Genomic DNA, 24,577 nt, shown 5'->3' with positions numbered 1-24,577 from the left:
GCGTTCGCCCACCCGCTACGAAACACGCCTACCAGCAGAAATCAGGGGAATAGGCCCGAGAAGGGGCGGCCCGGACGGCCCGGAGGCGGTGCACCGGACCGGCCGGCACGCTGTGAAGATGCCGACCGAAGGTGCACCGGGAAGCGCGGTCCGCGTAGGCTCAGCGCTTGTCGTCCCGGCGCGGATGGCCGACTCGCCGGCCGCGCACCCTCGACATCAGGTGAACAAGGCCCACAATGTCCGACATCGGCGCTCTCCTCCGGCGCCGACCTCCCACCGCGACGCAATGAAGCGCCGCCACTGCGAGCGGAGAACACAGGCGTGACGATCCCGTACCCGAGCACTCAGCCCATGCCGACGATCCCGGCGGTGACCCCGCCGTCCGGCGCCGCCCGCCCGCGTCTGACCTTCCTCGGCACCGGCTACCTGGGCGCGACGTACGCCATCTGCTTCGCCGAACTCGGCTACGAGGTGATCGGCTTCGACGTCGACGCCGAGAAGATCGCCAAGCTCGCCGGCGGCGACGTGCCGTTCCACGAGCCCGGCCTGGACGAGCTGCTCAAGCGCAACCTGGCGGCCGGCCGGCTCCGGTTCTCGACCGACATCGCCGAGACCGCCGTCTTCGGCGACGTGCACTTCATCTGCGTCGGCACCCCGCAGCGGGCCGACGGCATGGGCGCCGACCTGTCGTACGTCGAGGCCGCCGTCACCGGGCTCTCCCAGCACCTGACCCGCAAGGCCCTGATCGTCGGCAAGTCCACCGTCCCGGTCGGCACCGCCGAGTGGATCGAGCAGCTCGTCGGCAAGCACGCCGAGGCCGACCTCGGGGTCGAGGTCGCCTGGAGCCCCGAGTTCCTCCAGGAGGGCTTCGCGGTCGAGGACGTGCTCCGGCCCAACCGGATCGTGGTCGGCGTCAAGAGCGAGTGGGCCAACGGCATGCTCTACTCCGCGCACAAGGGCGTCTTCGACCTGGCCGCCACCGAGGACCGGGAGGTTCCGCTGGTGGTGACCGATTTCGCCACCGCCGAACTGGTCAAGGTGGCCGCGAACGCCTTCCTGGCCACCAAGATCTCGTTCATCAACGCGATGGCCGAGGTCTGCGAGGTGGCCGGCGGCGACGTCACCCAGCTCGCCCGGGCGATCGGCTACGACCCCCGGATCGGCAACCGCTTCCTCCAGGCCGGCGTCGGCTTCGGCGGCGGCTGCCTGCCCAAGGACATCCGGGCGTTCCAGGCCCGGGCCCAGGAGCTGGGTGCCGGCGAGGCACTGCGCTTCCTGCACGAGGTCGACCTGATCAACCTCCGGCGCCGCAGCCGGGTGCTCCAACTCGCCGCCGAACTGCTCGGCCGCCGGTACGGGCCGGCCGGGCCCGACCTCTCCGGCACCCGGGTCGCGGTGCTCGGCGCCACCTTCAAGCCGAACTCCGACGACGTCCGGGACGCCCCGTCGCTGGCGGTCGCCGCCGCGCTGCAGAAGGCCGGCGCCGACGTGCACGTCTACGACCCGCAGGGGATGGAGAACGCCCGCCGGGAGCGGCCCGAGCTGGCGTACGAGCCCAGCATGAACGACGCCGTACGCGGGGCCGACCTGGTCTGCGTACTCACCGAGTGGGCCGACTTCCGCAACGCCGACCCGGTGGCGCTGGGCGAACTCGCCGCCGGACGGCGGGTCGTGGACGGTCGCAACTGCCTCGACTCCGGACTGTGGACCCAGGCCGGCTGGGAATACCGGGGCATGGGCCGGCCGTAGCGCCGGAATCGCCGCCGCACCCACAGCCGCCGCGAGGCGGGCGCCCGCTCGATAGCGGACCGACCGGACGGCGACAATCGTGAATTCGACGCCGACTTGCCGGCCGTGGACCCATCGAGGTCCACGGCCGGCCTTTTAGGATCTCCTCAGCCGGGGTTCGCACGCGATCGGGGACTGTTCAGGATCGCCCGGCATGGGCATGCTTCGGTGGGAAGCCCGTGATGCGGCGTCAGCGCCGGCTGGAGGGGGTGCCGTGAGTACGACGTACCAGTGCTCCTCGTGTGGCCGGGAGATCGAGCCGGCACCGCACTGCCCGCACTGCGGGACCGAGCAGCTCCAGTGGGCCGACGACGTCGCCCGGATCGAGCGTTCGATCGCCGAGATGAAGATCCGCGAGGCGGCGCTCGCCAAGGAGCAGAAGACGATCGCCTCGCAGATGCAGGCGGCGCTCTTCCAGCGGGACATCCTGTCGCACGCGGCGGACCAGCGCCGCAAGCAGAGCACCAAGCCGCGCCGGGTGCTCCGGCGCAAGGCCAACCGGCGCCCCCCGACCGCCGCGCCCGGCACGTCCCCCGGCGGGCCGCCGCCCCGGGTACCCCGGCAGCCGAGAGGTGGCGGCCCCGACCGGATGGCGCCCCCCGCACCGCCGCCGCCCCCACCGCCACCACCCGGCGCCGAACCGGCCTGGGACGACGGGAAGGCCCGCCCGGAGGCCTCCACCCGAGAGGTGCAGAACATCCTGCTCGGGCTCGGGGCGCTGCTGCTCGGCATCGCGGCGGTGGTCTTCGTCGCGGTCGCGCTCAGCTCGCTCGACGACTTCAGCCGGGTGGCGATCCTGGTGCTGGCCACCGCGCTGATGCTGGCCGTACCGCCCCGGGTGGCCCGGCGCGGGCTGATCGCCACCGCCGAGACCATCGCCGCGGTCGGGCTGCTGCTGGTGCCGCTGACCGGCTACTCGCTCTGGACCGTCGACCGGTTCGGCGACAGCGGCCTGCCCGGGTCGCTCTTCGCGGGGCTGACCTTCCTGGTCACCGCCGCCGTGGCGGCCGGCTACGCCGGGGCGACCGGGCTGAACGCGCCCCGGTACGCCGCCGTACTCGCCGTGCAGCCGATCCTGCCGCTGCTCGCGTACGCCTTCGTCACCGGGCCGGGCGGCTGGGCCCTGGTGCTGGTGGTGGTGTCGCTCGGCAACCTCTATCTCGGCCGGCTCTTCGGCGACGACGGGCGGCTGACCGGCTGGCCGGCCCGGTTCCGATCCGGGCCCGAGGTGCCGGTCGACGTTCCGCCCGCTGCACCGACGAGCCGCCCCGACGACCGGCCGGCACGGGTGGGCGACGACGACCCGACCGACCCCGACCGGGACACCCACGACGGGACCGGCCCGGACCGGCCGGAGACCTTCCCCGAGGAGGCGGACGCGGTCGTCCAGGCCGACCCGGCCCAGGGCGGGTCGGCGAAGCGGGTCCGTACCCCCGGCGTCCGGCGAACGGCCAGCACTCCGTGGGTACGGGAGCTGGCCTGGACGCTGCACGGGGTGGCCTTCGCCGTCGCCGTGATCTGCGCGGTCCTCTCGCTGGTGAACGCCGACACCGTACCCGGTGCGACCCGGGCCGGCCTGGCGCTGCTGCTCGCCGCCGGGGTCGGCATGGTCGGCGCGCTGGCGTTGCGCCGGCCACCCCTGCCGGACATCGCCGCCGGGATCCTGACCCTGGCCGTGATCGGTGCCGCCGGTCGGGTCGCCGCGGTGGCCCTGCCGGGGCGGGCACTGGTGGTGATCGCCGCCGTCATCGCGCTGACCGGGCTCGGCGTACGCGCGGTGCCCGAGACTGCCCGGCGCGGGCCGCAACTGGCGTCCGCCGCCGCCCTGATCGTCATCGGCATCGTGGTGGCCGGCGGCGCGCTGCGGGCCGCCCTGGCCCCGATCCGGGCCGCCCTGCCGGTCTGGGAGGCCGACCTCTCCGCATACCCCGGAAAACTCGCCGCCGGGGTCGGCGACACCTCCTGGCAGCTCGCCACCACCGCGCTGCTGCTCACCATCGCCGCCGTGCTCTCCTCGCCACCCGAGGTACGCCGCGAGTTCGCCGTGGTCGGCGCGGCGCTGACCGCACTGGCCATGCCCGCCTCCTTCGGGTTCGGCTGGGTCGCCGCCCCGTGGCCTCCGGTGCTGGTCGCCGTCGGCATCGGACTCGTCGGGCTGACCGCCGAGACCCGGCGGGCCGCCCTGACCCACGCCGTCGCCGCCGCCGTGGTGGGACTCGCCGGGGCCGCCGCCTCGGTGGCCCGGCCCGGCCTGACCGCCGCCGTCCTGTTCGCGCTCGCCGTCGGCGGGGCGCTGGTCGCGCTCGCCCCGCTCGCCCGTACGGTACCGCTGGGCCGGTGGTCCGGAATGCTCGCCGACTGGGCGGCCGGCGGGGCGGCGTTCGCCTTCCCCGGTGCGGTGGCGGCCTTCGTCGCCTCGGCGGTACCCGTCGACCCCACCCCGACCGTCCTGTCGGTACGGGAGGCCAGCCAACCGGTCCTCGCCGCCAGCTTCCTGGCCGTCTGCGCGGTCCTCTGCTACGCGGCGGTCACCCAGGTGGCCCAGCGGCAGATCGGCGTGCCGCTGGCCGTCGGCACCGGCCTCGGCGCGCTCGCGGTCACCGCGGCGGCCTTCGGCGCGCCCGGCGCCACCCTGCCGGACGCCCTGGTCGGCGGGCTGCTGCTGGTCAGCGCGATCCTGCTGGTGCTGGCGCCGTCGATCGACGCCGGCCGGCGGGCGGACCGGCTGCTCGACGGCTCGGACATTGCCGCCGCGGCGGTCACCGCTGCGCTGGTGGGCACCCTCGCCCGGATCGCCGGGATCCTCGGGGACGGCGCCGAGCTGGCCGCCGCCGCCTTCCTCATCCTGGTGGTGGCCGCCGGGATCCGGGCCATGCCGGCCGACTGGCGGCGCGGGCCGATCCTCGGCATCGCACTGACCGGCGGCCTCGTCGCGCTGCTCGCCGGCTGGACGGCGGCCAGCGGTGGGCTCCAGGTGCTGGCCACGCCCGGCCGGCTCTGGGCGGCCGACCTCGCCCAGTGGCACGTCAGCGAGGCCGGCACCGGCTGGCAGGCCCCGGTCGCCCTGCTCCTGCTGGCCGGAGCCGCCGCGATCGCCCTGCCCCGACCGTGGGCGTACGACGTCGCCGCGGTCTGCGTCGGACTCGCCACCATCGGCATCCCGGCGGCCTTCGGGCTGCCCTGGTGGTCCCCGATCGTGGTTGGCGGGGCCGTCGCCACCGTCTACGGGGTGAGTTCCGTGGTCGCCGCCGATCCCCGGGCCGGGCTGGCCCGGGCCACCGTCGCCGGTGCGGTCGCCCTACACGCGGTCGGGGCGAGCCTGGTCCGACCGTGGACGACCGCCGCCGCGCTCGGCATCGTCGCGCTGATCGGCGCCGTCGTCGCCACCCTCGCCCGGGCCGTCGGCACCCTCTCCGGCCCGGCGGAGGAGGCCGACTCCTGGTCGATGCCGCCGCAGACCGCCCAGATCGGCGGGCTCGCCGCCGGTGGGGCGCTGTTCGCGCTCAGCGGCGCACTCGCCTCGCTCGCCGCCGCGCTGCACTCGCCGGCCGAGGTGGTGGTGCTGGCCACCCTCGCCGGGGCGAGCCTCGGCGTGGCGGTGGTCGGACTGGTCCGCCGCCAGGTCCCGCAGTACCTCCCGTACGCCACCATGGGCATCGTCGGCGGGGCGACCGCGACCTCGGTGGCGGCCCTGCTCACCGGCCTGCCCTGGGGCGTCTACGCCGCCGCGGCCGTACTGCTCGGGGTGCTCGCCGAGCTGATCCGGGCGGTCACCCCGGCCCCGACCCCGCTCCGGGAGCCGATCCGGCGCTGGTCGGTGATGCTCGGTGGCGCGCTCCGCCGGCTGCCCGAGCCGGCCCGGGGCGGTCGCTGGTCGGTCAGCCCGGCTGTCGGGGCAATGCTCGCGGCCGCCCTGCCGACCGCGCTGGCCGTGGCGGCGCTGGCTCCCGCCCTGGTGGTGGCGCTGGTCGAGCCGTACCAGACGCTCGCCCAGATCTGGGACGGGCCACCGGCGGCGCTGACCGATCCGGAGCCCCAGGCCGTCGATCCCGGCAACGTGCTGGCGGCCCTGCTGCTGACCATCGCGGCCGGGCTCGCCGCCACCGGGTTCAGCGGCGGCCGGCCGGCCCGGGCGGTGCCGGTGGTGCTGCCCGGGGCCGCGATCACCCTGCTGATCACCCCGATCTCGCTCGACCTGGGCTGGCCGAACAGCACCCTGGCCGCGCTCGCGGTCTTCACGATCGCGATGCTCGGACTGGCCCTGACCCCGCCGCCGCCGGACGCCGAGGTCGCTCGCTCGCTGCGGCTGACCCGAATCCTGGTCTTCGGCATCGGGTTGGCCGCCGGCGGTGCCGGGCTGGCCGGGGCGCTGGCCACCCGGGAGCTGACCCTGTTCACCCTGGGCGCGGCGGTGGGAGTCGGCGCGGTCGCCGCGCTGGGCGGCCGGACCCAGAACGCCCGCATCCTCGGCTGGCTCTTCGCCTCGGTGATGGCCCAGACCTTCGTCTTCACCGGCGGGCTGGTGCTCGGGCTCGACCCGGCCTGGTCCGCGTTCGGGGTGCTGGCGGTGGGTGCGGTGCTGTTGCTGGTCGCCGCGATGCTGCCCCGGCTGCGCCGCCCGGAGTCGATGCGCGAGGCGACCACCGTGGAGTGGAGCGGGTACGCCGCGGCGCTCATCGCCGCCGCGCTCGCCTACGACTCGCCCCGACACATCGCCGCGCTGCTCGCCGCCTGGGGCGCCGTACTCGGGATGGCCGCCGTACGGCCGTACCGCAGTCCGGTCGAGCGGCGCACGCTCTTCTGGTCGGCGGTCGGCTGTGAGGTCGTCGCCTGGTGGCTGCTGATGGCGCTCGCCGACGTCGCGCTGCCGGAGGCGTACACGCTGGCGTTCGCCGCCCTAGCCCTGCTGGTCGGCCTGCTGGAACTGCGGCACCGCACCGACCTGAGCAGTTGGGCGGCGTACGGGCCGGCGCTGGTGGCGGCGTTCCTGCCGACCCTGGTGATCGTGATGGCCGGCAACGACAGCGCGGTGCGGCAGGTGTTGCTGCTGCTCGGCGGGGTGGCCACGCTGATCTGGGGATCCAACCGGCGGCAGCAGGCTCCGGTGATCATCGGTGCGATCGTCACCGCGCTGGCCGCGCTACGCGCGCTGTTCAGCTTCGGGCCGTGGCTGGTGCTGATCCCGGTCGGCCTGCTGTTGCTGGCGTTCGGGGCCAGCAACGAGAACCGGCGCCGCACCCAGGAGCGCTTCCGGGCGGTCCGCGGCATGCGCTGACCGCCCCCGCCGCGGCGCCGCGAAGCTGCGGCGGGGTGCGGCGGGGTGCGGTGCGGTGCGGTGCGCGAAGCTGCGGCACGGGACGCCTCCAGCGGCCCGACGGCAGGAGTGCCGCGCGCAGACTGTCGAGCTGGGTGCACAGATGGAGCAGACGCCGAAGGAGCCACGGCGGGCGGCACGGGACAAGCTCCATGGGACGGGCGACAGGGCCTTCGACCTCTTCGACCCGGAGCAGGTCCGAGGTCAAGAAGCGGGTGGGCGCACCGAGGGGGCAGCTCGACAGTCTGCGCGGCAGGTGATCTCCGGCAGCGACGGAGCCGCGTCCAGCTAGTCCACCCGGCGGCCGGGGTCGGGACCCTGAGCTATGCGCCGAGGCTGGCCCGCAGCGTGGCTTCCTTCTGGGCGACCAGCACCTCCAGCTCGGCCTGGTACGCCACCATCCGGTCCCGGAGCGTCCCGTCCGAGGCGGCCAGGATGCGTACGGCCAGCAGGCCCGCGTTGCGGCCGTTGCCGATCGACACGGTCGCCACCGGGATGCCGGCCGGCATCTGCACGATGGAGAGCAGCGAGTCAAGCCCGTCGAGGTGCTTGAGCGGCACCGGCACCCCGATCACCGGCAGCGGGGTGGCCGAGGCCACCATGCCGGGGAGCGCGGCGGCCCCGCCCGCACCCGCGATGATCACCCGGATGCCCCGGCCGGCGGCGGCCTGCGCATAGTCGATCATCTTGACCGGGGTACGGTGCGCCGACACCACCCCGACCTCGTAGCCGACGCCGAACTCGGCCAGCGCCTCGGCCGCCGCGCCCATCACGGGCCAGTCCGAGTCGCTGCCCATGATCAAGCCGACCGGCGGCGCCGACTCCGTCACGCCGACACCTCGCGGCACTCGCTCACTCGTGTCCCTCCCGTAGCCACCAGGCGGCCCGGGCGGCCCGGGCGCGTACCTTCTCCAGATCGTCACCGAGCACCGTGACATGCCCGATCTTGCGGCCGGGCCGGACCTGCTTGCCGTAGAGGTGCACCTTGGCGCCCGGGTCCTCGGCGAAGAGGTGGTGCAGCCGCTCGTCGATCGACATGCCGCCATCCGGGCCGCCGAGCACGTTCGCCATCACCACCACCGGGGCGGTCAGCGCGGTGTCCCCCATCGGGTAGTCGAGTACCGCCCGCAGGTGCTGCTCGAACTGCGAGGTCCGGGAGCCCTCGATCGTCCAGTGCCCGGAGTTGTGCGGCCGCATCGCCAGCTCGTTGACGACCAGCGCCGGTTCGCCGTCCGCGCCGGTCACCTCGAAGAGCTCCACCGCCAGCAGGCCGACCACGCCGAGCGCGGTGGCCAGGTCGATCGCGAGCTGCTGGGCCCGCAGCGCCACCTCCTCCGGCAGCCGGGGCGCCGGCGCCAGCACCTCGACGCAGATGCCGTCCCGCTGCACGGTCTCCACCACCGGGTACGCCGCCACCTGGCCGAACGGCGAGCGGGCGACCTGCACCGCCAACTCCCGGCGCAGCGCGACCCGCTCCTCGGCGATCAGCTCCGTACCGGCGGTGCGCAGCGTGCCGACCAGCTCGGCGGCCTCGGTCGGGTCGGAGACGACCCAGACGCCCCGGCCGTCGTAGCCGCCCCGGGCCGCCTTGAGGATCACCGGCCAGCCCAGCTCGTCGCCGAAATCCACCAGGTCGTCCGGTTCGGCGACCGGCCGCCAGCGCGGCACCGGCGCTGTCAGCTCGGTCAGCCGCTCCCGCATGGCCCGCTTGTCCTGCGCGTAGCGCAGCGCGTCGGCGGGCGGGTAGACGGCCACCCCGGCCTCGGCCAGCGCCCGGACGTGCTCGTTCGGCACGTGTTCGTGGTCGAAGGTGACCACGTCGGCGCCGTCGGCGAACTCGCGCAGCGCGGCGAGGTCGGTGTGCTGGCCGTACCGGACGTCGGCGGCGACCAGTGCGGCGCCGTCGGAGGGACTGAGCGCGAGGACGCGGAGCGACTGGCCGAGGGCGATCGCGGCCTGGTGGGTCATCCGGGCCAGTTGGCCGCCACCCACCATGCCGACAACGGGCAGACCCGTGCGGGAATCCATAGCGGGCGCAAGCCTAACTCCCGGTGACCCCGAGCTGCGCCAGCAGGGCGTCGGGGGTGGTCACCGGGCGGTCGCAGACGAAGCCCCGGCAGACGTAGACGGCCGGGGCGCCGTCGATCATGGGTCGGTCGGCGAGCAGCGGTACGCCAGGCCGGTCCGGCTCGCCGGCCACCACCACCGCCCCGGGCGGGGCGTGCCGGTGCGCCAGCGCCAGCAGCGGATCGCCGGCCGGCTCGGGTGTGACCACCGCGATCTCGTACGGGCCGGAGAGCAGCGCCTCGCCGACCGTGGCCGCGTACCCGGTGAACCGGGCGTGCCGGGCGACGATCGGCGCGACGGTCTCCAACGCCGCCACCGCCGCCTCCCGGTAGCGCACCTGGCCGCCCAGCGCCGAGTACGCCACCAGTGCCGCCGCCACCGCCGACAGCCCGGACGGGCTGGCGTTGTCGGTCGGGTCGGCCGGCCGGCTCACCAACTGCTCGGCGTCGTCGGCGGTGTCGTAGAAGCCGCCCTGGCCGGTGCCGAACCGCTCCAGGGCGACGTCCAGCAGCAGCCCGGCCAGCTCCAGCCAGCGGCCGTCGCCGGTGAACTGGTGCACCGCGCAGAACGCCTCGGCGACGCAGCCGTAGTCCTCCAGCACCCCGGCCGGCTCGCCGACCCGGCCGTCCCGGGAGACCCGACGCAGCCGCCCGTCGACGATGTGCCGCTCCGCCAGCACCTCGGCGATCCGCACCGCCGCCGCCCCGGCCACCGGGTCGGCGGTGAGGGTGGCGTACTCGACCAGGGCGGTGACGGCCAGCCCGTTCCAGGCCGCCACCACCTTGTCGTCCCGGGCCGGCTGAGGCCGGCGGTCGCGTACCTCCCGGAGTGCGCCCCGGACCCGCTGCCAGCGCTCCTGGATCTCCGGGTCGGCGTCGTCGATGTCCCGGGCCAGCCGCAGCACGCTGGTGCCGTGTTCAAAACTGCCGGCGTCGGTGACCGCGAAGAGGTCGGCGGCCCACCGGCCGTCGTCGGGGCCGAGCGCCTCGACGAGCTGGGCCGGGGTCCAGGCGTAGGTGGCACCCTCCACGCCCTCGGTGTCGGCGTCCAGGGCCGAGGCCAGGCCGCCGGCCGGGGTGTCCAGGTCGGCCAGCAGGAACGCGGCGGTCTCGGCGGCGATCCGGGCGGCGAGCGGGTCCCCGGTGAGCCGCCAGAGCTGGGTGTAGACCCGGAGCAGCAGTGCGTTGTCGTAGAGCATCTTCTCGAAGTGCGGCACCGTCCAGTGCCCGTCCACCGAATACCGGGCGAAGCCGCCGGCGAGCTGGTCGTAGATGCCGCCCCGGGCCATCGCCTCGCAGGTGTGCCGGACGATCTCCAGGTCGCGGGTCGCGCCGGTGCGCTGGTGGTGCCGGAGCAGGAAGAGCAGGTTCATCTGCGGCGGGAACTTGGGCGCCCCGCCGAAGCCGCCATTGGTCTCGTCGTACTCCCGGGCGAGCTGCTCGGCGGCGGCGTCGAGCGTCTCGGCGGTGAGCGGGGCGGTCGGCCCGCCCACGGCCTGGGCGCCGGCCAGTGCCTCGACCACGGCGGCGCCCTGGCGCAGCACCGCCTCGCGCTGCCCGGTCCAGGCCTCGGTCACCGACTGGAGCAGCCGGACGAAGTTGGCCTTCGGGAAGTAGGTGCCGCAGAAGAACGGGGTACCGTCCGGCGCGGCGAAGACGGTCATCGGCCAGCCGCCCTGCCCGGTCATCGCCTGGGTGGCGGTCATGTAGACCGCGTCGACGTCCGGCCGCTCCTCCCGGTCCACCTTGATCGGGACGAAGTTCTCGTTCATCAGCTTGCCGATGGCCTGGTCCTCGAACGACTCGTGGGCCATCACGTGGCACCAGTGGCAGGCCGCGTAGCCGACCGAGATCAGCACCGGTACGTCCCGGCGGCGCGCCTCGGCGAACGCCTCGGCCGTCCAGGGCCACCAGTCGACCGGGTTGTCCTTGTGCTGGAGCAGGTACGGGCTGGTCGCGCCGGCCAGTCGATTCACCCGACGACCATAACCGCTGCGACGGTACGGCGCTCGGTTGTCGGGCGGGTCTGCAGCCCCGCCCGCCACGCCGACCGCTCAGCGCGGTCAGCCGGTCAGCCGGTCAGCCGGCGCTCGGCGTAGACCTTCATCGCGTCGGCGATGAAGGCCGCCGTACCGGCGCCGTGCCGGTCGTAGTTAGCCGTGAACCGGGGATCCGCGACGTACATCTCGGCCAGTGCGAGGAAGTACTCCCGGTTCACCGGGTTACCGGTCCCCGACAGCCACTCGTGGTGCCGCCGGGTGATCGCCTGCACCTCCTCACCGTCGGGCGCCGCCCCGGCGGCGTGCGCCCGGCCGAAGTCGGCGGCTATGTCGAGTTGCCGCTGCCCGAACGCCTTCTTCTCGTCCTCGCTCAGCGACCGCCACCACCGGTCACCCCGCTGGTACGCCTCCTTTCCCCAGCGCTGGGTGACCTCCTCCTCGTACCGGGTGTGGTCGAAGCCGTCGAACACGTCCTCCGCCATCAGTTGTTCACCTCCCTCCACCTTGCGCAGGGTGGTCCGGACCGACTCGATCTGCCGGCCGATCCGGTCCCGCTCCTGTTCGAGGATCCGCAGGTGGGTACGGAGCGCGGCAGCACTGTCCCGCTGCCCGTCCAGCACCTCGGCGATGGCCGGCAGGCTCAGGCCCAACTCGCGGAGCAGCAGGATCCGCTGCAACCGGAGCAGGCACTCCTGGTCGTAGTAGCGGTAGCCGTTCCGGCCGATCCGGCTCGGTGCCAGCAGTCCGATCTGCCCGTAGTGCCGCAGTGTCCGGCTGGTCGTACCGGCCGACCGGGCGATCTCCTGGATCGACCACTCCACCGTGCTCCCCACCCCTGTGGTTCCGTCGTACCCCACCAACGGTAGAAGTTGACGTAGCGGCAGAGTCAAGCCGCCGGAACGGTCGGCACGGTCTGGGCTCGGATGATCGGGAAGAAGCCGCTAGGAGGCGCCGTCGGCGCGCAGCGGCAGGATCCGCGCCTGGGCGGAGTCGAGCAGCGACCGCAGTACCGCGACGATCTTGTCCGACGGCATCGGCCGGAAGAAGTGGTAGCCCTGGGCGGCCGTACAGCCCAGCTCGGCGAGCGCGGCCCGCTGGTCGGCGGTCTCCACCCCCTCGGCCACCACCCGCAGTCCCAACTCGCGGCCGAGATCCACGGTGGTCCGGACGATCGCGGCCGCCTCCGGCGACTCGGCCATCTTCATCACGAACGACCGGTCGACCTTCAGCTCATCCACGGAGATCCGGGTCAGGAAGGTCAGCGAGGAGAACCCGGTGCCGAAGTCGTCGACGGCCAACTGCACGCCCATCGCGCGCAGCGCGGAGAGCACCTCGTCGATGACCTCCAGCTCGCTCATCACCACCGTCTCGGTGATCTCCAGCACCAGCCGGTGCGCCGGCACCTGGTGCCGGCGCAGCGACTCGGCCACCTCGGCCGGCAGCCGCGGGTCGAGCAGGCTGCGCGCCGACAGGTTGATCGAGATCGGTACGTCCAGACCGTGCCGGGCCCAGTCGGCGGCGACACCGAGTGCCTTGTCCACGACGTACCGGGTGAACGCGCCGAGCAGTTCGCTGCCCTCGATGGTCCGGACGAAGTCCGCCGGGGTGAGCCGACCCCGCCGCGGGTGCCGCCAGCGGATCAGCGCCTCCACCCCGGTCGGCTCCCCGGTGCAGAGGTCGACCGCCGGCTGGAGCGCCAGTTCGAGCTGGTCGTCGACGTCCAGCGCCTCCCGCAGCTCGGCGAGCAGGGCGAGCTTGTCGGTGCTGGCCGCGTCCCGGGCGCTGTCGTACGACGCGACGCTGCCGCCACCCTGCTTCGCCTGGTACATCGCGATGTCGGCCCGACGCAGCAGCTCGGTCATGTCGGCCGTACCCGCACCGGCCACCACCACCCCGACGGAGACCTCGACCGACATCCGTACCCCGGCCACCTCGATCGGGGTGGCGAGCAGCTCGACGATCTCCCGGGCCCGGCGCAGCACGTTCGGCATCGGCGACCGGTCGGTGGCCGGCTCGGCCAGTACCGCCGGGGAGGGGATCAGCAGCGCGAACTCGTCGCCGCCGAGCCGACCCAGCAGCTCGCCGGGGCGGACCAGCGCGTCCAGCCGGTCCGCCGTCACCTGGAGCAGCTCGTCGCCGGCCGCGTGCCCGAGCGTGTCGTTGACCTCCTTGAAGTGGTCGATGTCGAGCAGCAGCAGGGCCACCGGATGATCGTGGCCGAGCTGGTGCAGCGCCACGTCGCCCTTGCTCAGCAGCGCCGCCCGGTTGATCAGGTTGGTCAGCGCGTCATGCACCGCCTCGTACGACGACCGGGCCGTCACCAGCCGGAGCTGGCGGTGCGTCGCCGCGTCGTGCAGCGCCGCCGCCAGCGCGTCGCCGAACGCCGAGAGCGCGTCCTGCTCCCGCTGGCCGGGCGGGGCGGAGTGGGGGAACCGGACCCGCAGCTCGCCGACCGGGGAGGTACCGACCACCAGCGGTCGGGTCAGCTCCTGCACGGTCCGCCCGATGGCCGTCGAGCCCTGCCCGGCGCCGGCCGCACCGGCATCTCGGCCCGCCGCCAGGTCGCCGCCGACCTGGCTGGCGACCAGGTCCAGGCCGAGCCGGCTGGCCAGCGGCAGCCGGCCGTTCCCGTCGCCCGACGACCCCGATGACCCGCCCGGCTCGCCGGAGTCGGCCCGCTCGGCCGTACTCAGGTCGCGGTGCACCACCGGCCGGCCCGGCTCGCCCCGGTAGCGCCGCCACCGGCCGTCGCCGCGCCGCACGTCCACCTCGACCCACTCCGCACCGAACAGGGCCAGCGGGCCGGTCACCCCGGCTGTCGCGACACCGTGCTCGTCGAGCTGGTTGAGCGCGCCGGTGGCCTCGGCAAGGGCCCGCCAGGCGCGGCGCTCGTCGTCGGCCCGGAGCCGGTGACTGTACGTCTGCTGTAGCAGCCACAGCACCGGCGGCAGGAAGAGCAGCCAGCGCGGGTCGTACTCGACCACGGCCACCACGGCCAGCCCGACGAAGACGTTGCCGACGAACATCAGCAGCTTGCCCTGGAGGGCACGGAGCAGCGCCGGCCAGGGCCGTTCGCCGTGCCGCAGGGCCAGGGTGAGCCCGGCCAGGCCGGCGCTGGCCAGCAGGTAGGTCATCGAGCCGACGGCCAGAGCGGCGATCAGCGGGGGCGTCAGGCCGGTGACGAGGACCGTGCCCAGCAGGTCCGGGAGCGGCCTGCCGAACGCTCCGGCGACGGTCAACGCGACCGCGACGGCCAACGCGACGGAGACGGCCAGCGAGGCGGCGGCGTGTACGACGTCCAGCGCGGAGCGCCGGTCCACGAAGATCGTCAGCAGCGTCCAGGCCAGCACCGCACCGAGCAGGGCGGCGGCCGGCAGCCAGCCGGGTGGTACCAGGGAGAGGCCGATGATGAACGACGCCTCGCCCCAGGTGACACTGACCCGGCCCGAACCGACCCGGAACCGCAACCGGAAGAGCTGCGCCGTCGCCATCACGGCGGTGGCGATGCCGAGCCGGGCCACCACCGGCAGCGGGCCGCCGGCGGGCAGGTCGGTGGGGACGAGCAGGCCGGCCACGGTGAGGGTCACCGCGACGGACAGGGCGATGGAGGTGAGCACCCGCACCCCACGGGATGCCGACGCGATGCCGACCAGAGCGAGGAAGCGCCCGGACCGACGGCCGGACGTCACGGATCGCCGCCGTTCGCTGGCGACCGCTTCGCGACCCGGCCGTGCCGCAACCGGCGCTGGGCGTCGGGTCTGGTTCTCATCGGCGCCCCCTCCCGCGCACGGTGCGGGGACTTTTGGTCCCCCGGCGGAAGGCTAAGCCAATCCGATTGAGCGCAACAGGGGGCGCCTGGCCGGATTAGCGTGAATCATGGCGCGGACTGGCTGTTCCGGCCCTGCTGGGAGGTATTGGGAGCGCTTCCACCAGATTCCTCCGCCGCAGACCCGTCGGCAGACGGCTCCGCGGCGCCCGGCTCGGTCTCCGGCGGCTCGTCGTCCCGTTGCTGGGGGAAGCGGTCCGGTAGCCGACGCAACCGGGCGTTCATGTTACGGATGAGCAGAACGGTGGCGATGGCCAGTACGGTGATCAGGAAGAGACCCATCGGTCCGGCCAGGCCACCGGTCCGGGTGTCACCGAAGTTGTTCTCCGCGAGCACCTGCGCAGCGGTAAGCATGACTGGGAATCCTCCGATGTGGTGGCCTACCCCCTTACGGTACGCCTGCCTCCGCTCACCGGACCTGCGCGGTCTCCCGTACCCCGGCGAAGAGGTCCGACTCGGGCAGCGGGCTGTCGACCACCGAGCGGACCAGTTCGAAGTCCTCCGTCGGCCAGGCCTGCTGCTGCAACTCCATCGGCACGTGGAACCAGAACCCGTCCGGGTCGACCTGGGTGGCGTGGGCGCGCAGCGCGTCGTCGCGGACCGGGAAGTAGTCGGCGCACTCGACCCGGGTGGTGATCCTCGGGCCCTTGTCCGGCCGGTCCTCCCAGCGCTCCAGCCACTCCGCGTACGGCGACTCCGCGCCACGGGCGAGCATCGCCTCGTGCAGCGCCATGATCTTGGCCTTGGAGAAGCCGATGTCGTAGTAGAGCTTCAACGGCTGCCAGGGCTCGCCCAGCTCCGGGAAGCGCTCCGGGTCGCCGGCCGCGTCGAACGCCGCCACGCTGACCTTGTGGCACATGATGTGGTCGGGGTGCGGGTAGCCGCCGTCCTCGTCGTAGGTGGTGACGACGTGCGGGCGGAACTCGCGCATCAACCGCACCAGCGGCGCGGCCGCGACCTCGACGTCCTGGAGCGCGAAGCAGCCCTCGGGCAGCGGGGGCAGCGGATCGCCCTCCGGCAGCCCCGAGTCGACGAAGCCGAGCCACGCCTGCTCGACGCCGAGGATCGCCCGGGCGGCGTCCATCTCGGCCCGGCGGATCTCGGCGATGTTGGCCCAGACGTCCGGCCGGTCCAGCTTCGGATTGAGCACGCTGCCCCGCTCGCCGCCCGTACACGTGACGACGAGGACCTGCACGCCTTCGGCGACGTATTTCGCCATGGTCGCGGCGCCCTTGCTCGACTCGTCGTCGGGATGGGCGTGCACGGCCATCAGACGTAGCTGCTCTGCCAACTCAGGTGCTCCCTCGTGATGCCCGGGCCGGGCTCGGCCCCCGTCCCCCTGAAACGCCCGCCCTCCGCCGACCCGGGAGCCGCCCCCGAGGGCGGCCCGCGATCCGGCCGGTCGTGGACCTGCCAGACCCGGCCCGGTTGTCGACTGAGATGATGGGCGTACCCATTCTTGCCGATGCCACCGACAACCGTCCCAGGAGATACCCGCCGGTGCCCGAGACGCCCGCCACACCCGTACCGGCCGCCCCGGTGTTCCCACCCGGCCGGTACGGCCACCGCCGCGCGCACCGGCGCCGCCGCCCCTGGGTCTCGGCGCTGCTGGCGGTCGCCCTGCTGGCGGTGCTGGGGGCGGTCTCCTACCGCCTCTACCGGCAGTACGGCGACCCGAACTACGACGCCCAGGTGATCACCTACACCGAGATCACCGACAGCCAGCTGGTGCTCGACTTCCGGGTGACCGTGCCGGCCGGCGGCTCGGCGACCTGCGTGCTCCGGGCCCGTTCCAAGGACGGTGCCGAGGTCGCCCGCGAGGAGGTGCGGGTGGCCGCCGAGCCGGGGCAGCGGCACGTCACGGCCCGGCACCGGCTGGCCACCACGGCCCGGCCGATCCTCGGCGAGGTGCTCCGCTGCCGCCCGGCCGGCTGAGCGCCCCGGCCCGCGCCGCGACGCCGCTGACCACCCCGGCCGGCGGACACCGCTGCGGGCCTGTCCGGAACCGTCCCGGCGCCCCGGCCAGCACCGTGCAGCGATAAATGACGTGGCGTCCGGTGTGTAGCGCACTGGTAACTTGGTAATTCGTCCCTGTCCACGACTACCCGAGGAGATCGTCTGTGTCCACGACCGATCGCGAGGCAGCCACCTGGCTGTCGCAGGAGGCCTACGACCGGCTGCAGGCGGAGCTCAACGAGCTGATCGCCGGGCGGCCGGCGATCGCCGCGGAGATCAACGCCCGGCGCGAAGAGGGTGACCTCAGGGAGAACGGCGGTTACCACGCCGCCCGGGAGGAACAGGGCAAGCAGGAGGCGCGGATCCGTCAACTGCAGGAACTGCTCCGTACCGCCCAGGTGGGCGAGGCGCCGACCGCGGACGTGGTGGCGCCGGGCTGCGTCGTCACGATCCACTTCGACGATGACACCGACGACACCGAGACCTTCCTGCTCGGTTCCCGGGAGATCGCGGCGACCACCGACCTGACCGTCTACAGCCCGGAGTCGGCACTCGGCAAGTCCATCCTCGGCGCCCGGCCCGGCCAGACCGTCACCTACACGGCGCCCAGCGGCGCGGAGATCAAGGTGACCGTGGTCCGGTTCGAGGCGTACGGCGCCTGACGGCGGCGACCAATGACGACGTCCAGGCCCGGCCGGCTCAGCCCGGCTGGGCGACGTCGACCTGGTAACCGCAGCCGCGCAGCGCGCTGATCAGCCGGTCGGAGTGCTCGGCGCCCCGGGTCTCCACCGAGAGCGCCACCTCCACCTCACCGAGCCGCAGGTGCGGGTTCTGCCGCTGGTGCACCACGTCCACCACGTTGCCCCGGTGCTCGGCGATCAGGCCCAGCAGCGAGGCAAGCTGGCCGGGCCGGTCCGCGCAGCGCACGGTGATCCGCAGGAAACGGCCGGCCGAGGCGAGCCCGTGCTCGATCACCCGCAGCATCAGCAGCGGGTCGATGTTGCCGCCGGAGAGCACCGCCACCACCGGCGGGTCCACGGCGACCGCTCCGGACAGCAGCGCCGCCACTCCGGCCGCCCCGGCCGGCTCCACCACCTGCTTGCCCCGTTCCAGCAGCATCAGCAGGGCCCGGGAGATGTCCTCGTCCGGCACCGTGACGATCTCGTCGACCAGCTTGCTGACATGGGCGAAGGTGACCTCACCGGGCCGGCCGACCGCGATGCCGTCGGCGATGGTGGCGAAGGCCGGCAGGCGTACCGGCTCGCCGGCCCGCAGCGACGCGGGGAAGGCGGCGGCACCGGCGGCCTGCACCCCGATCACCCGTACGTCCGGGCGGAGCGCCTTGGCGGCCACCGCGATCCCGGAGATCAGTCCCCCGCCGCCGACCCCGGCGACGATGGTCCGCACCTCCGGGCACTGCTCCAGGATCTCCAGCGCCACCGTGCCCTGCCCGGCGATCACGTCCGGGTGGTCGAACGGATGGATGAAGACCGCCCCGGTACGGTTCGCGAAGTCCTCCGCCGCGACCAGTGACTCGTCGACGGTGTTGCCGACCAGCTCCACCCGGGCGCCGTACCCCTTGGTGGCCGCCACCTTCGGCAGCGGCGCCCCCACCGGCATGAAGACCGTGGCGGCGGCGCCGAGCAGCCCGGCGGCGAGCGCGACCCCCTGGGCGTGGTTGCCGGCGCTGGCCGCCACCACCCCCCGGTCGCGCTCCGCCGCCGAGAGCCGGGCGATCCGCACGTACGCGCCCCGGACCTTGTACGACCCGGCCCGTTGCACGTGCTCGCACTTCAACCAGACCGGTCCGCCCAGCGCGGCCGAAAGCGGCCGGGACGGCTCCAGCGGAGTGGCCCGGACGACTCCGGCGAGCAGTTCGCGGGCGGCGGTGACCTCGGCGAGTCCGACCAGCTCCGTCATGCCCCAGATCGTCGCATCCCGGCTCCGGAGCGCTCCGGTCGGCGGTGCCGGCGTGCCGGGGGTCACCCTGCGGGCCCGACCCCGGCCGGCCGACCTGCGCCGGGCGGGACCCGATCCCGGCCCGACGGTCCGGGCCGATCCGGCCAGCTCAGCCGGCCGGGGTCGGCACCCGGGGCCAGTCCGGCGCGTGCCGGCGCCAGGGGCCGGTCAGCTCGAACTGCCCGGCCACGCCGAGCAGCAGCAGCTCCGATCCGGGCGGGCCGACCAGTTGCACCGCGACCGGCAGCCCGTCCGGGCGCAGCCCGACCGGTACGACCAGCGAGGGCAGCCCGGCGAAGTTCCACGGCCCGGCGTACGGCGCGTAGCGGATGCAGGTCAGCAGGTTGGACCGCCACGAGCGGGTGGCCCAACCGAGCGCCGGCGGCGGGGCGCTGGCCAGCGCCGGGGTGAGCAGCAGGTCGACCGAGTGGTCGCCGAAGAAGTTGACGCTGCGCTCCCGCCACCGCGTGCGGTCCTGCTCGCGTACCAGGCCGCGGCGCTGGGCCCAGACGCCGAGGGCGGCGTGCCGGCGGCTGCGCCGTTGCAGGGTGCTCGGATCCAGGCCGGCCGCCTCGACCTCGCCCGCTGCCGCCGCCAGCCAGGTGGCGATGCCGCGCAGCCCCAGCGAGGTGGGATAGACCGGGTCGACCGAGACGGTGTCGTGTCCGGCCACCGCCAGCAGCTTGGCGGCGGCGGCCACCGCGTCCCGGTTGGGCTGGTCCGGGCGTACCCCGGAGACCGGCGAGCGGACCGACACGGCGACCCGCAGCCGCTCTGGAGGTATCAGCTTGTCCGGACGCCGCCCGGCGAGCACCGCGAAGCCGACCGCGGCATCCGCCACGGTGGTGGCCAGGATGCCCTGCTCGGCGAGGCCGTACCAGTCGTTGGCGCCGAGCTGGCACGGCACGACGCCCCGGCCGGGCTTGAGCCCGACCAGCCCGCAGCAGGCGGCCGGGATCCGGATCGAGCCGAGCCCGTCGTTGCCGTGCGCGATCGGCACCATCCCGGAGGCCACCGCCGCCGCCGAGCCGCCGGAGGAGCCGCCCGGGGTGCGGTCGGTCGCCCACGGGTTACGGGTCACCGCCGTCTCGTCGTCGGTGAACCCGAAGAGCCCGAGCTCGGGCATCCGGGTCACCCCGACGATCACCGCTCCGGCGCCGCGCAGCCGGCGGACCACCTCGTGGTCGTCCTCGGCGACCGGGGTACGCGCGGCCGCCGACCCGTTCCAGATCGGCAGCCCCGCGACGGCGGTGTTCTCCTTGACCGCGACCGGCACCCCGGCCAGCGGCAGGTTCGCCAGGTCGTCCTGCTCGTCGACCTTCTCCGCCTCGACGATCGCCTCGCCGCCCCGCACCACCCGGAACGCGGACAGCTCGCGGTCCGTCCGGTCGATGTGGTCGAGGTGGTCCGCCACCACCTGGGTGGCGGAGGCGTCCCCGCGACGGACGGCCCGGGCGATCTGTTTCGCGGTCGCGCCCACCCAGTTCGGCGTGATGTCCTGCACGGCCACCTCCCCATCGGCTTGTCCGCAGCGCCGTCCGGGCGGCCGGACGGCGGTCAGCCGAGCGCCTGCTCCAGGTCTGCGAGTAGGTCGTCGGCGGTCTCGATGCCGACAGACAGTCGCACGAGATCGGCGGGAACTTCAAGCGGCGAGCCGGCGGCACTTGCGTGTGTCATCCGGCCCGGATGTTCGATCAGCGACTCGACCCCGCCCAGCGACTCGGCGAGTACGAAGAGTTTCGCCCGGTCACAGATCTGTACGGCGTGCTCCTCGCCGCCGGCCGCCCGGAAGGAGATCATGCCGCCGAACCGGCGCATCTGCTTCGCCGCGACCTCGTGCCCGGGGTGCTCCGGCAGGCCCGGGTAGAGCACCTGGGCCACCGACCGGTGCCCGTGCAGATAGTCGGCGATCCGCTCGGCGTTGTCGCAGTGCCGGTCCATCCGTACGCCGAGGGTCTTGACCCCGCGCAGGGTCAGCCAGGCGTCGAACGGCCCGTTCACCGCGCCCATCGCGTTCTGGTGGTAGCGCAACTCCTCGCCGAGCGCGGCGCTGGCCGCGACGAGGGCGCCACCGACCACGTCGGAGTGCCCGCCGACGTACTTGGTGGTCGAGTGCACCACCACGTCCGCGCCGAGCGCGATCGGCTGCTGGAGGTACGGCGAGGCGAACGTGTTGTCGACCACCAGCAGCGCGTCGACGTCGCTGGCCAGCGAGGCGAGCCCGGCGATGTCGGCGATCCCGAGCAGCGGGTTGGTGGGCGTCTCCACCCAGATCACCTTCGTCTGGCCGGGGCGGACCGCCGCCCGGACGGCGTCGACGTCGGAGATCCGGGCCGCCGTCCAGGTCAGCCCCCAGCGCTCGGCGACCCGGGCGAAGAGCCGGAACGTGCCGCCGTACGCGTCGTCCGGAATCACCACGTGGTCTCCAGGCCGGCAGACGGTCCGCAGCAGGGTGTCCTCGGCGGCCAGCCCGCTGGCGAAGGTCAGCCCGACCGGACCGCCCTCCAGCGCGGCCAGGCAGTCCTGCAACGCGTCCCGGGTCGGGTTGGCCGACCTGCTGTACTCGTAGCCGAGCCGGGGCGCGCCGACGGCGTCCTGGGCGTACGTGCTGGTCTGGTATATCGGCGGCACCACCGCCCCGGTGCGGGGCTCCGGCTCCTGGCCGGCGTGGATGGCGAGTGTCTCGAAGCCGTGACTCATTTGCATGAGGCTAGCCTGCACTGGTGGCCGACTGCGTGTTCTGCGGGATCGTGGCGGGTGCGGCGGCGTTCCGGGTGGTGGACTCCCCCGACGGGGTGGCCTTCCTCGACGTCCGCCCGGTGTTCAAGGGGCACCTGCTGGTGGTGCCGCGCACGCACGTCGAAACGCTGGGCGAACTGCCGGACGAGGCCCTGCCGGGCTACTTCCGGCTGGTCCAGCGGCTGGCCCTGGCCGTCGAGGCGGGGCTGGGCGCGGGTGGGACGTTCGTGGCGGTGAACAACCGGGTGTCCCAGTCCGTGCCGCATCTGCACACCCACGTGGTCCCGAGGACCAAGGGCGACGGGCTGCGCGGTTTCTTCTGGCCCCGCACGAAGTACGCCTCGGACACCGAGGCCGGGTCGTACGCCGACCGGATCGCCGCCGCGCTCAAGGACCAGCCGGCGTAGGAGTAGCCCACTCCGGCCCGCTACCGCTCGGCGCGGGTCCGGCGCCGGTGGTACGCGACGGCGACCGCCGGCAGCAGCGGCCTCCGGCCACCAGTCGAGGAGGCGGGGGTGGTGGAGGCTGGGGCGGGTAAGGATCCTGGTGCGTGCCGTGTTGCACCCGGCAGAGGTACGAAAGGAGTTCCATCGTGTTCCTACGGCGTATCAATGCCGAGCTGCCCACCCCCGACCAGGCCCTGCCCGGCCGGCTGATCGCGATGCCGATCTCCGACCGGCACGAGGTGCTCGGTACCCCGCTGCGGGGGCCGTGGCCCGAGGGCGCCGAGGTCGCCGTCTTCGGGATGGGTTGTTTCTGGGGAGCCGAGCGGCTGTTCTGGACGCTGCCCGGGGTGATTTCCACCTCCGCGGGCTATGCGGGCGGTTACACCCAGAACCCGACGTACGAGGAGGTCTGCTCGGGCCGGACCGCGCACGCCGAGGTGGTCCAGGTGGTCTACGACCCCTCGAAGATCGGCTACGAGGACCTACTCAAGGTCTTCTGGGAGAACCACGACCCGACCCAGGGGATGCGGCAGGGCAACGACGTCGGCACGCAGTACCGCTCAGCGATCTACACCACCACCGACGAGCAGTCGGCGGTCGCCCAGTCCTCCCGGGACGCGTTCGCGCCGATCGTGGCGCGGGCCGGGCACGGCGAGATCACCACGGAGATCGCCACGTTGGGGAACTACTACTACGCCGAGGACTACCACCAGCAGTACCTGGCGCCGACCAAGAACCCGAACGGCTACTGCAACCACGGGCCGAACGGGATGACCTGCCCGGTCGGCGTGGCCCGCACCGGGGCGTAGCAACCGGGCGAGGACCGACCCGTACCGCGAGAGTGTGGCCAAAAACCGTTGCCGGGGCCGACCGGGGATGGATAGCGTGGCCGTACACGGGAAGGGAGGTGGTCCGAGCTTTGTATAGCAATAGGACTCGTGAGGTGGCTGTCCGCTAGCCGCTGTCCTTGACAGTTTCGGTGTCCGCCGCAGGCGGGCAGTTGCAAGTCGTCGAGACCGTGTGGCAGCGGTGCGGCGAATCCACGACAGCCACCCGACCCCCGGGGCGCGCCGGCCCAAGTCCAGCCGGCCTCCGCGTGACCAGTGTCACGCGGAACCCCGGGGGTCGACCATTTCTCCCGTCGACCGCCACCCGCCGTCGACCGGTACCCCGGAAGGCCCGCCGTGTCCGTACGTGAGCTGGCGGTGCTGGGCACGGCCAGCCAGGTGCCGACCCGGCACCGCAACCACAACGGGTACGTGCTGCGCTGGGACCGCGAGGTGATCCTCTTCGATCCCGGCGAGGGCACCCAGCGGCAGATGATGCTCGCCGGCATCCCGGCCGGCGACCTGACCCGGATCTGCGTCACGCACTTCCACGGCGACCACTGCCTCGGCCTGCCCGGCGTGGTCCAGCGCCTCTCGCTGGACCGGGTGCCGCATCCGGTCGACGCGCACTATCCGGGCGGCGACGCGCACTTCTTCGCCCGGCTGCGGCACGCCAGCTCCTTCTACGAGACCGCCGAGCTGCGCGAACTGCCGGTGCTCCGGGACGGCCAGACCTTCGAGACCTCCGCCGGCACGTTGCTCGCCCGCCGGCTCCGGCACCCGGTCGAGACGTACGGCTACCGGCTGGTCGAGCCGGACGAGCGCCGGATGCTGCCGGACCGGCTGGCCGGGTACGGAATCCGGGGGCCGGCGATCGGCGAACTGATCCGGGCCGGTCACGTCCAGGTGGCCGGGCGGCGGGTGACGCTCGCCGAGGTGAGTGCACCGCGTCCCGGCCAGCGGTTCGGTTTCGTGATGGACACCGGGCTCTGCGACGGGGTCTTCGAGCTGGCCGACCGGGCCGACCTGCTGGTGATCGAGTCGACGTTCCTGACCGAGGACGCCGCGCTCGCCGCCGAGGTCGGCCACCTGACCGCGGCCCAGGCCGCGCGGGTGGCGGCCGAGTCCGGGGTACGCCGGCTCGTGCTGACCCACTTCTCCCAGCGGTACGGCCCGACGTCCCGGGCCGGGGTGCCGCCGGCCGCCGAGCGCTTCGCGGCCGAGGCCCGGGAGCACTTCGACGGTGACCTGGTGGTCGCCGAGGACCTGACCCGGGTGGCGGTGCCGCCCCGGGCGCCGGTCAGCGCGGCAGCGTCGCCGCCAACCGCTTCGGCGCCCTGATCCGCCACGACTCGGTGAGCAGTTCGCTCAGCTCGACCGGATCGGCGGTGTCGAGCGCGACCACCACCATCGGATAGTTGGTGTAGTGCGCCGGCACGGTGTAGGTCTGCGGCGCCGTCGCGAGCAGCGCCTCCCGTTCGTGCGTGAAGATCGCGATCCGCTCGCCGTCCTCCAGCAGCCGGACGAAGAGCTTGCCCCGGATCTTGCAGGCCGGTGTCCCGTATGAGATGCCCTGTTCCACCTCGGGTAGCACCGACACCAGATCACACACTCTGTCCCAGGTGACCATGTCGGTCACGTTACTACGATCAACGG

General features: G+C 73.7%; 18 protein-coding genes. 7 read left to right on the top strand and 11 right to left on the bottom strand.

Going from position 1 to position 24,577, the window contains the following annotated elements; all coding sequences use genetic code 11:
• The first annotated feature begins 321 nt into the window (after positions 1-321).
• The gene (locus AAH979_RS18170) at positions 322-1,749 is read left to right on the top strand and encodes a UDP-glucose/GDP-mannose dehydrogenase family protein (RefSeq protein WP_346259296.1); all 1,428 of its coding nucleotides are present in this window, start codon (positions 322-324) and stop codon (positions 1,747-1,749) included.
• Positions 1,750-2,002: 253 nt separating this feature from the next.
• Positions 2,003-7,063: a zinc ribbon domain-containing protein gene (locus tag AAH979_RS18165; RefSeq protein WP_346259295.1), complete on the top strand. Its 5,061-nt coding sequence runs from the start codon at positions 2,003-2,005 to the stop codon at positions 7,061-7,063.
• Positions 7,064-7,425: 362 nt separating this feature from the next.
• On the opposite strand, the gene purE is transcribed toward AAH979_RS18165, so the two are convergent.
• From purE to mca, 7 genes are all read right to left on the bottom strand, one after another.
• Entirely contained in the window at positions 7,426-7,899 is a 474-nt protein-coding gene (gene purE / locus AAH979_RS18160; protein WP_346259346.1) for a 5-(carboxyamino)imidazole ribonucleotide mutase, read from the bottom strand.
• 55 nt (positions 7,900-7,954) lie between these two features.
• On the bottom strand, positions 7,955-9,130 hold the full coding sequence (locus AAH979_RS18155) for a 5-(carboxyamino)imidazole ribonucleotide synthase (RefSeq protein ID WP_346259294.1): 1,176 nt from the start codon (positions 9,128-9,130) through the stop codon (positions 7,955-7,957).
• 13 nt (positions 9,131-9,143) lie between these two features.
• Entirely contained in the window at positions 9,144-11,144 is a 2,001-nt protein-coding gene (locus AAH979_RS18150; RefSeq protein ID WP_346259293.1) for a thioredoxin domain-containing protein, read from the bottom strand.
• 95 nt (positions 11,145-11,239) lie between these two features.
• Complete coding sequence (locus AAH979_RS18145) at positions 11,240-12,001, bottom strand: TipAS antibiotic-recognition domain-containing protein (RefSeq protein WP_346259292.1); 762 nt, start codon at positions 11,999-12,001, stop codon at positions 11,240-11,242.
• 108 nt (positions 12,002-12,109) lie between these two features.
• Positions 12,110-14,857 (bottom strand): EAL domain-containing protein, encoded by a 2,748-nt coding sequence (locus tag AAH979_RS18140; RefSeq protein ID WP_346259291.1) that lies wholly within the window; start codon positions 14,855-14,857, stop codon positions 12,110-12,112.
• 185 nt (positions 14,858-15,042) lie between these two features.
• On the bottom strand, positions 15,043-15,348 hold the full coding sequence (locus AAH979_RS18135) for a hypothetical protein (RefSeq protein ID WP_346259290.1): 306 nt from the start codon (positions 15,346-15,348) through the stop codon (positions 15,043-15,045).
• A gap of 55 nt (positions 15,349-15,403) precedes the next feature.
• Positions 15,404-16,285 (bottom strand): mycothiol conjugate amidase Mca, encoded by an 882-nt coding sequence (gene mca, locus AAH979_RS18130; RefSeq protein WP_346259289.1) that lies wholly within the window; start codon positions 16,283-16,285, stop codon positions 15,404-15,406.
• A 209-nt stretch (positions 16,286-16,494) separates the two neighbouring features.
• Between mca and AAH979_RS18125 the strand changes: the two genes are divergently transcribed.
• Both AAH979_RS18125 and greA read left to right on the top strand, forming a co-directional pair.
• Entirely contained in the window at positions 16,495-16,929 is a 435-nt protein-coding gene (locus tag AAH979_RS18125) for a DUF4307 domain-containing protein (RefSeq protein WP_346259288.1), read from the top strand.
• A gap of 185 nt (positions 16,930-17,114) precedes the next feature.
• Positions 17,115-17,612 (top strand): transcription elongation factor GreA, encoded by a 498-nt coding sequence (greA, locus tag AAH979_RS18120; RefSeq protein ID WP_346259287.1) that lies wholly within the window; start codon positions 17,115-17,117, stop codon positions 17,610-17,612.
• Between the two features lie 37 nt (positions 17,613-17,649).
• Here greA and ilvA read toward each other — a convergent pair whose 3' ends face one another.
• The 3 genes from ilvA to AAH979_RS18105 form a co-directional block, all read right to left on the bottom strand.
• Positions 17,650-18,870, bottom strand: a complete 1,221-nt coding sequence (gene ilvA, locus AAH979_RS18115) for a threonine ammonia-lyase (RefSeq protein WP_346259286.1) — start codon at positions 18,868-18,870, stop codon at positions 17,650-17,652.
• 148 nt (positions 18,871-19,018) lie between these two features.
• On the bottom strand, positions 19,019-20,419 hold the full coding sequence (locus tag AAH979_RS18110) for an amidase family protein (protein ID WP_346259285.1): 1,401 nt from the start codon (positions 20,417-20,419) through the stop codon (positions 19,019-19,021).
• Positions 20,420-20,466: 47 nt separating this feature from the next.
• Complete coding sequence (locus AAH979_RS18105) at positions 20,467-21,609, bottom strand: cystathionine gamma-synthase (protein WP_346259284.1); 1,143 nt, start codon at positions 21,607-21,609, stop codon at positions 20,467-20,469.
• A 23-nt stretch (positions 21,610-21,632) separates the two neighbouring features.
• Here AAH979_RS18105 and AAH979_RS18100 point away from each other — a divergent pair, with 23 nt between their 5' ends.
• The 3 genes from AAH979_RS18100 (at position 21,633) to AAH979_RS18090 (ending at position 24,262) form a co-directional block, all read left to right on the top strand.
• Positions 21,633-22,055, top strand: coding sequence for an HIT family protein (locus tag AAH979_RS18100; RefSeq protein WP_346259283.1), 423 nt, complete (start codon positions 21,633-21,635; stop codon positions 22,053-22,055).
• A 185-nt stretch (positions 22,056-22,240) separates the two neighbouring features.
• A complete protein-coding gene (gene msrA / locus AAH979_RS18095) occupies positions 22,241-22,903 on the top strand; it encodes a peptide-methionine (S)-S-oxide reductase MsrA (protein ID WP_346259282.1) in 663 nt (220 codons plus the stop codon).
• Positions 22,904-23,278: 375 nt separating this feature from the next.
• Positions 23,279-24,262 carry a ribonuclease Z gene (locus tag AAH979_RS18090; RefSeq protein WP_346259281.1) on the top strand — a complete coding sequence of 328 codons (984 nt, stop codon included), beginning with the start codon at positions 23,279-23,281 and terminating at the stop codon, positions 24,260-24,262.
• On the opposite strand, the gene AAH979_RS18085 is transcribed toward AAH979_RS18090, so the two are convergent.
• Complete coding sequence (locus tag AAH979_RS18085) at positions 24,222-24,551, bottom strand: MmcQ/YjbR family DNA-binding protein (RefSeq protein WP_346259345.1); 330 nt, start codon at positions 24,549-24,551, stop codon at positions 24,222-24,224. The genes AAH979_RS18090 and AAH979_RS18085 overlap by 41 nt on opposite strands.
• Positions 24,552-24,577: the final 26 nt, after the last annotated feature.

Origin of the sequence: Plantactinospora sp. ZYX-F-223 (genome assembly GCF_039649625.1) — a bacterium.
Classification (GTDB): Bacteria; Actinomycetota; Actinomycetes; order Mycobacteriales; family Micromonosporaceae; genus Plantactinospora.
Note: the sequence above shows the minus strand (reverse complement) of the source record. Positions and strands in the feature narration are given on the sequence as shown.

Excerpts from the sequence above, each read along its gene's own strand:
- purE (WP_346259346.1), bottom strand. The coding sequence starts at position 7,899 with ATGGGCAGCGACTCGGACTGGCCCGTGATGGGCGCGGCGGCCGAGGCG.
- AAH979_RS18155 (WP_346259294.1), bottom strand. The coding sequence starts at position 9,130 with ATGGATTCCCGCACGGGTCTGCCCGTTGTCGGCATGGTGGGTGGCGGC.
- AAH979_RS18135 (WP_346259290.1), bottom strand. The coding sequence starts at position 15,348 with ATGCTTACCGCTGCGCAGGTGCTCGCGGAGAACAACTTCGGTGACACC.
- ilvA (WP_346259286.1), bottom strand. The coding sequence starts at position 18,870 with ATGACGGAGCTGGTCGGACTCGCCGAGGTCACCGCCGCCCGCGAACTG.
- AAH979_RS18105 (WP_346259284.1), bottom strand. The coding sequence starts at position 21,609 with ATGAGTCACGGCTTCGAGACACTCGCCATCCACGCCGGCCAGGAGCCG.
- AAH979_RS18085 (WP_346259345.1), bottom strand. The coding sequence starts at position 24,551 with ATGGTCACCTGGGACAGAGTGTGTGATCTGGTGTCGGTGCTACCCGAG.